At 65.8% G+C, this 11024-nt stretch carries 7 protein-coding genes; 6 read left to right on the top strand and 1 reads right to left on the bottom strand.

The features are described 5' to 3' along the window. Positions 1-34 precede the first annotated feature (34 nt). Positions 35-655, bottom strand: coding sequence for a hypothetical protein (locus IPL79_09790; GenBank protein ID MBK9071277.1), 621 nt, complete (start codon positions 653-655; stop codon positions 35-37). 306 nt (positions 656-961) lie between these two features. Here IPL79_09790 and IPL79_09785 point away from each other — a divergent pair, with 306 nt between their 5' ends. The 6 genes from IPL79_09785 to IPL79_09760 all read left to right on the top strand — a co-directional run bounded on the left by IPL79_09785 (position 962) and on the right by IPL79_09760 (position 10998). Beyond that, positions 962-1945: an AAA family ATPase gene (locus tag IPL79_09785; GenBank protein ID MBK9071276.1), complete on the top strand. Its 984-nt coding sequence runs from the start codon at positions 962-964 to the stop codon at positions 1943-1945. A 14-nt stretch (positions 1946-1959) separates the two neighbouring features. Then, positions 1960-2964 (top strand): DUF58 domain-containing protein, encoded by a 1005-nt coding sequence (locus tag IPL79_09780; protein MBK9071275.1) that lies wholly within the window; start codon positions 1960-1962, stop codon positions 2962-2964. Between the two features lie 65 nt (positions 2965-3029). Further along, entirely contained in the window at positions 3030-4025 is a 996-nt protein-coding gene (locus IPL79_09775; protein ID MBK9071274.1) for a hypothetical protein, read from the top strand. Then, positions 4022-5062 (top strand): VWA domain-containing protein, encoded by a 1041-nt coding sequence (locus tag IPL79_09770; protein MBK9071273.1) that lies wholly within the window; start codon positions 4022-4024, stop codon positions 5060-5062. Before IPL79_09775 ends, IPL79_09770 begins: the two co-directional genes overlap by 4 nt. Then, positions 5059-8415, top strand: coding sequence for a VWA domain-containing protein (locus IPL79_09765; GenBank protein MBK9071272.1), 3357 nt, complete (start codon positions 5059-5061; stop codon positions 8413-8415). Before IPL79_09770 ends, IPL79_09765 begins: the two co-directional genes overlap by 4 nt. Before the next feature lie 9 nt (positions 8416-8424). After that, positions 8425-10998: a BatD family protein gene (locus IPL79_09760; protein ID MBK9071271.1), complete on the top strand. Its 2574-nt coding sequence runs from the start codon at positions 8425-8427 to the stop codon at positions 10996-10998. Positions 10999-11024 lie beyond the last annotated feature (26 nt).

Below are 11024 nucleotides of genomic sequence, written 5' to 3'. Positions count from 1 at the left end.
ACGAAATTCTCGCCATTTGCCGCCGTTCGCGCGTTTAGCTGTTTGGCGCCGGGCATGCCGCGGCCGTGGCGCCGGTCAGTTGGTGGGTCGTGTCGTTGGCGCTGCCGGGTAAGCCGGTCGAAAGGGTAATCGCAAGCGATCCATCCGCCTCGATTTCGCCTCTGATTTCGCATGGGGCTGCGGCGTCGTCGCAGGTCAAATAGACGAAGTAGGGATACGCGTAGGGGTCGTCGCCATCGGCATAGGCATTAAATAGATCGACGCTGCCGCTGACTGCGCGCGCGGGGGTAATTGTTTCGCTTTCAATGGTCCCTCGCACGAACGCGACATTTTGGGCGGTGCAGCCGCCACCGCACCCCTGGGCTTGCGGCGCTTCATGATCCATGCCTCGGCCTTCGCCGCGAACCACGTGATTTACAATGCAGCCGTCTTGTAGTGAATCATCAACCGATAAATCCTCGCAAATTGACAGTTGGATTCCCTGCGGCGTACCTTCATCCCACACCCGCGCGATCGCCAGCATCGCCTCTGCGTCGGCCTCGGCTGTGTACTGGTAGGTGCTCTCGCTGCAGGCACAGGCGAGGGCGAGCAGCCAAAGCGCCCGCGGCGTGCGTGGGATGTTAGCTAGCGAACTCGTGCTATTGGTAGGCATCATTGTTAGGCGCAAATGCAAGTTGAATGCCATTGGGGTTCTTAGGCGTCGTGGTCGCTCGTCCGGCACCGCCAGCCCTTTCAGCCCTGCGCCAGTCCGCCGGGGCGATCAAGGTATCGCGGCTTGATACATGGGGTGGCATGAATGTCAGAGTTTTCAGGCCTTGGTGCAAGGCTGTCCACGCGAAGGGGCGCGACGTACCGCTGCGGAAATCGCTAAAAATAACGGCCATGTGGGAATACGCCGCGGCGCGGGTGCGGTTTGGCGCGGGCGGGAGTAAAAAACCACTACCTCGGGAGCGAAATAGGCATGTCAGATCAACTCAGTGAACAGGTAGCGTCGATGCAGGCTCGGTTTGCCGGGCTGAAGGCCGAAATTGGCAAGGTGTTGGTGGGCCAGGACGACATGGTGCATCGCCTGTTGCTGGGCTTGCTCGCGGGCGGCCACGTGCTGCTCGAGGGCGTGCCGGGCCTCGCCAAGACGCTGGTCATCAAGACGCTCGCCGACGCGCTCGACGGTGATTTTTCGCGCATTCAGTTTACGCCGGACATGCTGCCGGGCGACGTCGTCGGCACCCAGGTGTTTAATCCGCGCGAGGGCAATTACTCGGTGAAAAAAGGTCCGGTGTTTGCCAATCTCGTGCTCGCCGACGAAATCAACCGCGCGCCGGCCAAGGTGCAATCGGCCTTGCTAGAAGCGATGCAAGAGCGGCAATGCACCATTGGCGATCAAACGTTTGCCTTGCCGCAGCCGTTCATGGTGCTGGCGACGCAAAATCCAATCGAGCAAGAGGGGACGTATCCGCTGCCCGAGGCGCAGCTGGATCGCTTTATGATCAAGGTGCGCGTCGGCTATCCGAGCAAAGATGAAGAAGTCAAGATCATCGATCGCATGGCGGGGGCGATGGCCGAGCCGAGCGCGAGCAAGATCATGACGCTCGCCGACGTGCTGGCGGCGCGCCAGGTGGCGACGCACGTGTTTGTCGATGACAAGGTCAAGCGCTATGCCGTCGAGTTAGTGGCCGCGACGCGCGATCCGAAGGCCAATGGTTGTGCCTCGCTCGCCTCGCTCATCGATAACGGTGCCTCGGTGCGCGGCTCGATCAATCTCATCAAGGTGGCCAAGGCGCACGCGCTGCTCGCCGGGCGCAGCTACATTAGCCCGCACGACGTCAAGACCGTGGCGCCCGATGTGCTGCGCCACCGCGTGATGGTGAGCTATGAGGCCGAAGCGCAAGGCAAGACCAGCGATGTCGTGGTGGCCCAAATCCTCGAAAACGTGGCCGTACCCTAAAGTGTAGGGCATTTATGCTCAGCCAAGAACTCCTCGCGCAGGTTAGGCGCCTGCAAGTCATCACGCGTCGGCAGGTTGCCAGCGTGATGGGTGGCGCCTACCTTTCCGTGTTTCGCGGCCGCGGCATGGAGTTTGACGAGGTGAGGCCGTATGTGCCCGGCGACGACGTGCGCAGCATCGACTGGAATGTCACGGCGCGCACCGGCGAGCCGCACGTCAAGCGCTACGTCGAAGAGCGCGAAATGACAATTATGCTCGTGGTCGATGTCAGCTCGTCGCTCGAGTTTGGCTCGGGGCAAAAGAGCAAGCGCGAGGCGGCGGCGGAAGTGGCCGCGATGTTGGCGATGGCGGCGAGTGCCAATGGCGACAAGACCGGCTTGGTCATGTTTCATGGCCAGGCCGAGCAGTTCATTCCGCCGCGCAAGGGCGAAAAGCACGCGCTACGGGTGATTCGCGAGGTGCTCGCGCCCGAGGCGTCGCTGGCTAAATCGATGGCGCTGCCCGCCGCGGCTGGTCAAGCGGCGGCAGCCAACGCGCGCCAATCTAGTTGGTGGCGCCGCCTGTGGGCCGCGTTGGTCGCGAGGCGTCGCCACGCCCCTGCGTCACGCGGCACCGACATCGCGGCCGCGCTGGAGTTTTGTCGCCGCGTCTTGCCGCGCAAGACCGTGATGTTCGTCATCTCAGATTTTTTTGATGAAGATTACTTGCAGGTGTTGGCGCACGCCAATCAGAAACACGACGTGGTTGGGGTGTGGCTGACCGATCCGCGTGAACAAACCATGCCGGCGCTCGGCCTGTTGGCGTTGCAGGACGCCGAATCGGGGCAGGTGGCGCTGGTAGATACGGCGGGCGCCGATTTCGCGAGCACGTATGCGGCGGGTGCGGCGGCGGCGCGGGCGCGCTTGATCGACGCGTGGAGGGCGCGCGGCATCGATCTGTTTGAGGTATCGGCGGGCGCCTCGGTGGTTGATCCCTTGCTGAGGTTTTTTCGCCAACGCGCGCAGCGGAGGCGGCGATGAGGCGCGCGCTGCGGCCAATGCCTGCCGCGACGCAGGCAGCGCTGATGACAGTCTTGGCGTTAGTTGTGAGCGCCGGGTGTCGTGAGTCGGCGCCGACGGCATCACCGAAGGCGATGCCGGTCGTCCCTGCCGACGCGATCAGCAAGGCCGTGGAGAATGGCCCGGTCAAGGCGGTGGTCTCGGTGTGGCCTGCGGCGCCGAGCGTGCTCGATCTGATCTACTTGCATGTCGAAGTCACCTCGGCCACGGGCACGCAGGCCACGCTCGAGCTTGAGACCGAGCTGCTCACGGCATTTTGGCAAGACACCTGGCAGCAAGCGACGGCGACGCGCGCGGACGGCACGACGATACAAACCAAAGTCGCGGGGCTCTATGCCGAATTTGCGGGCAAACAACGCATCCCGTCCTTTCGCGTCGCCTATGTCGATGCGGGTGGCGAGGCGCACGAGCTGCTCACCGAGGAAATCTCGCTCACGGTGGCGCCGCCGCCCGAGGACGCCGCCACCGCCAGCATGCAGCCGGCGCCCGGCAATTTGGATCCGGCGCGCGGCGCATGGCCGTGGTGGGCGTGGGTTGTCGTGGGGACCTTGGCCATAGCAAGCGCATGGCTGGCTTGGCGAGCTGTTGCCGCCGCGCGATCGGCAAGGGCACGGGAGGCGCAGATCAGCGCCTACGATGCCGCGCGCGCGCGTTTGAGCGAGTTGATTGCCCGCGGCGCCCCTGATGGGCAGGACCTCGCCGTCCTCGACGCATGGTATGTCGAGCTGTCGGCCATCGTGCGCCTATACATCGAGCAACGCTTTGGCCTCCGCGCGCCGGAACTCACCTCCGAAGAATTTTTGGTAGTCGCCAAGGAGTCGGAGGCGCTCGCCGGGCCGCAGCGGACGCAGCTCGCCGCCTTTCTTGAGGCCTGCGACCGCGTGAAGTTTGCCGGCTATCACCCGACCAGCGATGAGTCGCTGGGCAACTTTGCCCTTGCAGAGCGATTTATCGAAGGCACAGCGAGCGGCATCGAGGCGACCTTGACCGTTACCTCACCGGCCACGGAGGGCACGCCATGAGCCCTTCGTGGTGGTCGCAATTGTCATGGGCGCAGCCGTGGGCTCTCTTGCTGCTGCTGCTCGTCGCGCCGACGTGGTGGTGGGCGAGGCGTCATGCGGCGACCATGGTGTTTTCGTCGCTCACGCTATTGCCGAAGCAGACGCGCTCATGGCGCACCCGCTTGGCGTGGGTGCCAGCGAGCCTGTTGGCCTTGGCCTGCGCCGCCTGGGTCATCGCGCTCGCGGGCCCACGCGTGGGCAAGCGCAACTCGTTGGTGCGCGCCGACGGTATCGCCATCATGATGGTGGTCGACATTTCATCGTCCATGCTGGCGCTCGATCTTTCAGACGAAGGTGGCGAGAAAACCCGCCTAGATGCCATCAAGGGGGTGTTTAGGCGCTTCGTGCTCGGCGATGGCGAGCTCGCTGGGCGCCGCGACGACGCGATCGGGCTGGTGAGCTTTGCCGCCTACGCCGATACCAGGAGCCCGCTGACGCTCGACCACGGCAATCTCTTGAGCGCGCTCGATGGCACCGAACTCGTGGAGCCTGGGTCGGAAGAAGACGGCACCGCGATTGGTGACGGCTTGGCGCTCGGCCTGCAGCGCTTGCAACAATCGCCCGCGAAATCCAAGGTCGTGGTGCTGCTAACCGATGGCGAAAACAACGCCGGCGAGCAAGACCCACGCGCGGTCGCCGAGATCGCCGCGGGCCTTGGCATAAAGGTCTATACCATTGGCGCGGGCACCAATGGTCGCGCCCCCGTGCGCGTCGGAGGTGGACCACAATCTGAGCTGGTGTATCGCCGCGTGCAGATCGATGAAGAGCTGTTACAAGCCGTGGCGAGCAAGACGGGAGGTCAATACTTCCGGGCAACCAACAGCGCCGGGCTGCACGACATTTACGCGACGATCGACCGTCTCGAGAAGACGCGCATGGCCCAGGAGCGCTTTCTTGAGTACCGCTATTTTTTCGAGCCGCTGGTGCTGCTTGGGCTCATCGCCGTCGCGCTGGGGTTTGCGCTGCGCTGGTCGCTGCTACGGAGGTATCCCGAATGAATGGCCTGCTAGATATCTCGTTTGCCGAGGTCGCACGCATCCATCTCTTGTGGCCTGTGGCGCTGATCATCATGGCACTGGGATGGCTCGAGCGTCGTGGCGAGGCCGGCATGGATGCCGTGCTGTCGCCCACGATGCAAGCCAGGTTGGTGGTGGGGCCTGCGCGTAACCAGCGGCGATGGCGCTTGGCGCTGTTGACGCTGGCAATGGTGGCGGCGGTGTTTGCGTTGATGCGGCCGCAAGCCGCGGCGCAGCCAACCACCGAGGCCATCGCGGCGCATAGCGCCGACGTGATGATCGTGCTCGATGTATCGAAATCGATGCTCGCCGAGGACGTCACGCCCAATCGCCTCACGCGTGCGAAGGCCGACATCGCGCGGCTCGCGACGCGCCTGGCCGGGGCGCGACTTGGCTTGGTCGTATTTGCGGGGCGCGCCGCCGTTGCGTGCCCGCTGACGATTGATGACGCGTTTTTTCGCTTTGTCTTACGCGACGTCGATACCAATTCGGTGGCACGAGGTGGCACCCGCATCGGCGAGGCGTTGCGCGTGGCAACGAAGGCGTTTCCGCCGGGCCTCGGCGCCAAGCTGGTCGTGCTTATTACCGACGGCGAAGATCAAGATTCGTATCCGCTGGAGGCCGCCAAAGAGGCCGCCGCGGCCGGCGTGCGCGTGATCGCGGTCGGGCTCGGCAGTGAGGAGGGCAGCCAGATCGTCATGACCGACGCGACCACCGGCGCCAAGACGGTGATGTTGCACGACGGCGTACCGGTCATCTCGCGCATCGACGGTAAAATGTTGCAACAGCTCGCGGAGGCAACCAATGGCGCGTTCGTGCCGGCGAAGACGGCGGCGATCGATTTGGAGTCGATCGTCTCTGAGCACGTCGTGCCCATGCTGCGCGACGAGGTGGTCAAACACACGCGCACGGCGCATCGGCCCTTATATGGATGGTTTGTGCTGGTCGCCCTGGCGGCGTTGCTCGGCGCGGTGTGGGTGGGCTCGCGCATCCCCGCGATGCGGCCAGGGCTAACGCCTGCGGCAAACAAGCTGATCGCGGCAAGCCTGGCGGTAATGCTGCTTGGCTGTGCCAGCGAGGACGCCGCGCGCGTGACATATAATGAAGGGGTCGCCGCCTTGGCCGCCGGCAAGCTCGACGAAGCGGAGGCCGCCTTCACCACCGCGCGCAGCGATGCCGGCGCCGATGCGGAGCTGCGATTTAACGCCGCCTTCAACCTCGCCGCCGTCGCGGTCGCGCGCGCCGAGGCGGCAGCCGCGGCGACGCCGCCGAAACTTGAAGAGGCAATCAGCCAGCTCAAGGCGGCCGAGGGATGGCTCTATAGCGCGCGGTCGTTGCGGCCTGCGCATGCGGCGACGGCAGAGAACTTGCGGGCGGTCAAGACGCGATCGATCGCGCTGATCGAACAGCTTAACGCCGGCAAGCATGGCCTCGAGGCGCGCCTCGACGCGGCGATCGCGGCGCAGCGAGGGCTCCGCGATGCCGCGCGCGAGCTGCACGCGCACGTGCTGACGGCGGGTACGGCGGCAGATCCGATGCAGCTCGCGCCCGAGGGCGCAAAGCTCGCCTTGTCGCAACAGGCGCTGCTTGCGGAGGCTGGGGTCGTCTCAGACATGGCCGCTAGTGAGATCGAGTCGCTCTCGCAAGCAGGTGGCGCGGCCGGCACAAATGGCGGCGGCGAGGATGGCGGCGCGCAGGCCGCGCGCCTCGCGCAACTACAGGCGCTCGACCAATATATCGCGTTGGCGCGCTCGGCCATGGTCGACGCCCGGCGCCTGGCACAGCAAGTTCGCACCGAGCTGGCGGCTTCGCGTAGCGCCGATGCCCTTGAGCACCTCAAGCGCGCGCGCGAACAATTAATGGATCCCATCGCCGTGATGCAAGCGATCGCCGGCGAGCAGGTTGAAACGCTTACGCTTACCGCGCAAAAACCCACCGGCGAGGCGCCGGCGTGGGCTACTGACGCCTTGCTACGCGCGCAGCAGACACAGCTGACGTCGCGTTTGCGGCAAGTCCAGGCGCCGCTAATCGCGGCAGTGGAGGCCGCGCCGTCCGCGCCGACAACGCCAGCCTCCGGTGAGGAAGCGGCGCAGGCACAAGCTCGCGCCAAGCTGCTTGCCAAGGTTGCGAAGGCCCTGCCGCATATCGCCAGCGCGCTTGGACATATGGAAAACGCCGACGTGCAGCTCGCCGCTAAGGCGTGGACGGCGGGGGCCGCGGCGCAAGAGCTAGCGCTCGCGGAGCTTTCGCAGGCGATGGAACAATTTGCCGATGCGCGCCAGATGATCGACATGGCGTGGCAGAGCCAGCAGATGGTGGGACAGGCGTTGCTAGCGCCGACCGTCTCGGCGCAGTTGGCCAGGCACGTGCGCGAGGCTGTCGGTCGAAACGGGGCACGGCTGGTCATGCTGGAGGCCTTGCTCGCCGAGCTCAAAGCCAGTGAACTAGCGACCGCGGCGCAGGCCCCACAGGCCGCACAGGCAGCGCCACCCACGGGCGATGATCCGAGCGCGGCGATCGAGGCTCGATTTGCCAAGGCCGAGACGCTGCGCCTCGAGGCGGCGGCGGCGACGGCGGCACTGAAATCCGCCATGGCGCGCGGCGATAAGACGGCTCAGGCGAGGGAGGCCACACGCGCGCTGACGGCGCTCACCGAGCTGCGCACGCTGTTTTATACGCTGATCGAACATCTCAAGCAGCTCGCCGCCGACCAAGCGCAAACCCGCGACGACACGACGGCGGCGGGCGATGCCTTAGACGATCGAGCGGCGCGGCTTGCGTCGCCGTTGGCTGGGCAAGAGACCCACCAGGCCATGGCCGATGCGATCGCTACCGCGCTTGCCGAGGCCGCCGATGCGGCCGCGGGCGCGCCGCCGCCGGCCGACGCCAGCAACGCTGGACCCAGCGCAGAACAACTTCGCGGAGCGGCGCAAGAGGTTGCGATCGCCAAGGCGCGCATGCAAACCGCCATCACGACGCTGCAGGCTGCCATTGGCCAAGCGAGCGTCGCCTCGGTCGACGTAGCGCCGACGTTACAAGAGCAGGCGACGGCGCTCGAGCACCTGCGTAAGGCGATCGAGATCCTTGAGCCACCGTCGCAGGACGAGCCTAAAGAGCAAAAGCAAGACAAGCAAGCTCAGCAGCCGCAACCGCAAGCCGGCCAAGATCAACCAAAAGATCAAGCGAGCGGGCAGGCATCCGGCGCCAAACCCGATGACAAAAAACCAACCCAACCGCCAACTGGCAATGCCTTGCAGCGTGCTCAAGAACGCGAGGCCGAACGCCGCCGCAATCAGCCACGCGCACGCCCGCAGCCGGTGGAGAAAGACTGGTAGGGTATGGGCGTGCGAACGCTGACAATCCTCAGCCGTGTCGGCTTGCTCGCGCTGACGGTGGCGTGCTTGCTCGCCGTGTCGGCTCGGCCCGCGTTGGCGCAAGGCGAGCCCGAGCCCGAGGTGGCGCTCCGCCTCGCCGGCAACGGCGCCTACGTCGGCATGCCGTTCGTGCTCGTCGCCTCGGTGACCGGTTTCGATGACAAAAATGCGCCGCCACAACCACCACTGTCGCTGCCGGGCGCCACGGTGAAACCAACCGGCGTTGCGACGAGCGGCGCTCAAAGCGTTAGCATTACGATCAACGGCCGCCGCACGATTCGGCAGGAGACGATTCTCTCCTATACCTACGAGATCACCGCGAGCAAGGCCGGCGCGCTGACGATTCCGCCCATGACATTTGCCGCGGGTGGCAAGCGCGCGCGTTCGCAACCCGCGCGCTTGGTGGTGGAGCGCATTCCCACCAGCCGGTCGATGCAACTACGCAGCCAGGTGCCTGCGCGCACGGTTTATGTCGGTGAGGCGATCGCGATCGACTATGAATGGAGCATCACCGAGAATATCGATCCAACGCGCTTCGAGGTGCCGTTGCTCGGCATGACCGACACCTTGGCGGTGTCGGCGCCAAAAGTTGACAACGCCGAGGTCAAGCTGCCGATCACCAGCGGCGCTAACGAATTGGTGGTGGGGGCCACCAGCGAACGCGCCGGCCGCGGCCAGACCTATAAATTTACCTTGCTGGTGACGCCGCTGAAGGCGGGCACCATTGCGCTGCCGCCGGCGTTTGTGCTCGGACGCTCGGCCTTTGGCTCGTTTGGATTCGGCGAATCAGAGCTATCGCGCGCCGACGATGAAGCGCAAACCCTCACCGTCAAGGAGCTGCCCTTGACGGGCCGCCCCGCGAGCTTTCACGGCGCCGTTGGCTCTGCCTTTGCATTCGGGGTGCGCGCCAGCCGCTCGGTTGTTGCGCTCGGCGAACCCATGGAACTCGAGGTGACGATCAAGAGTGACACGCGGCTCGATACGACCACGCTTGGGTCGTTGGTTGGACCCGACGCCCTGCCGCCCACGATGTTTGCGAGCGAGCCGGGTGCGCCGGTAGGCGAGTTAGCCCCGGATGGCAAGACCAAGACATTTCGCGTTCCGGTGCAGGTGATCGGCCCAGCGATAGAGATCCCGGCGATTGCCTTCGCTTACTTTGATCCCGCGACCGCATCTTATAAGACCATCAAGAGCGAGCCCATCGCGCTGGCGGTGCGCGGCACCGAATTAGTGGGCGCGGCGCAGGTCACGCGCACCGCGGCGGCGGGTAACGATGGCGGCAAAACCGCGCAGGGTGGCTCGATCGTGGCTAATCTCACGGCGTTAGTGGGCGTAGATTTGGCGCTCAGCGGCGACGCCGAGGCGCGCCGCCCCGTCGACGCCTGGCGGCAATGGTTTTGGCCGCTGCTCGTGGTCTTGTACGTCGTCCCCGTGCTCATCTTTTTTGCTGGCTGGTGGCTGATGCGCTCACGGAGCGCCCGGCAGGCCAGCAGCGTGCGCGCCACGCATCGGCGCGAGCTGCTCGCACGGCTCGCCGCGGCGGTGGCCTTGCCGGCTCGCGATGCCGCGCCTGGCTTGGCGGCGGCGTTGCGCACCTATGCACAGCATGGCGGCGCCGACGCGCTGCGCCCTGAGGTCCTACAACGTCTCGAGGTCGAGGCGTTTGCGCCCAGCAGCGCGCAGCATCCGCTGGCGCCGACGCTTTTGTCCGAAATCCGTACGATGATTGAAACCATGGATCGCGCGACGCTGGCGTCAGGGCCGCGCCTTGCCGCAACGGGCCTTGCGTTCGTGCTTGGCGCGGCCGCGCTGGCGCCGGTGGGCGCATGGGCGGGGGCACCGGCCGGCGATGGTCGCGCCGCCTATCAAGCGGCCTTGCAAGCCCCACAGGGCACCGCGAGGCAGGCGGCGTTTGCGCGCGCCGAAGCGCAATTGGCCGCCGCCGCCGCCCGCTCGCCCAGCGCACCGGCCTATACGGACTGGGGCAATGCCGCGCTCGGTGCCGGCCAGATCGGGCGCGCCGTGCTTGCGTACCGCCGCGCGCTACACCTTGATCGCAGCTACGCGCGGGCGCTTCGCAATCTGCAGTGGGTGCGTCGTCACGTTGGTGGCGAAGCACAATCTGCCACCACGGCGACCCAGACCCTATTTTTCTTTCACAGTTGGTCGCGCGAGGCGCGCTTGCTGGCATCCGGGCTGTGGTTTGCAATGCTCGTGTTGGTGCTTACGCCCGGTGTTGGGCGCCGCTTGCGCGCGGCGAGGCCGCTCGCCGCCGCGGTCGCCGCGGTGGCGTGGGTGGCGCTCGCCGGATCGCTACTACTGGAGCGCGGCGGCGGCGACGAGGTGGTGATTGTTGTGCCAACGTCGCTGCATGCGGCCGACGGCGAGAACTCGCCATTGGTCCTGCCCGCGCCGCTTGCCGCGGGGAGCGAGGCGAAAGTGCTCGAAGATCGCGGTACTTGGCAAAAAATTGAGCTGTCTCAGGGTGCGGTCGGCTGGGTTGGCGCCGCCAGCGCCGAGCGCATCGCGCCGGCACCGCGTTAGCCGCGCGCGGCCTCAAATTGGCCTGG

Source organism: Myxococcales bacterium, assembly GCA_016716835.1.
In the GTDB taxonomy this organism is placed as follows: Bacteria; Myxococcota_A; Polyangia; order Haliangiales; family Haliangiaceae; genus JADJUW01.
This window is presented reverse-complemented; position numbering and strand designations above follow the sequence as displayed.

Excerpts from the sequence above, each read along its gene's own strand:
- IPL79_09790 (MBK9071277.1), bottom strand. The coding sequence starts at position 655 with ATGATGCCTACCAATAGCACGAGTTCGCTAGCTAACATCCCACGCACG.
- IPL79_09785 (MBK9071276.1), top strand. The coding sequence starts at position 962 with ATGTCAGATCAACTCAGTGAACAGGTAGCGTCGATGCAGGCTCGGTTT.
- IPL79_09780 (MBK9071275.1), top strand. The coding sequence starts at position 1,960 with ATGCTCAGCCAAGAACTCCTCGCGCAGGTTAGGCGCCTGCAAGTCATC.
- IPL79_09770 (MBK9071273.1), top strand. The coding sequence starts at position 4,022 with ATGAGCCCTTCGTGGTGGTCGCAATTGTCATGGGCGCAGCCGTGGGCT.
- IPL79_09765 (MBK9071272.1), top strand. The coding sequence starts at position 5,059 with ATGAATGGCCTGCTAGATATCTCGTTTGCCGAGGTCGCACGCATCCAT.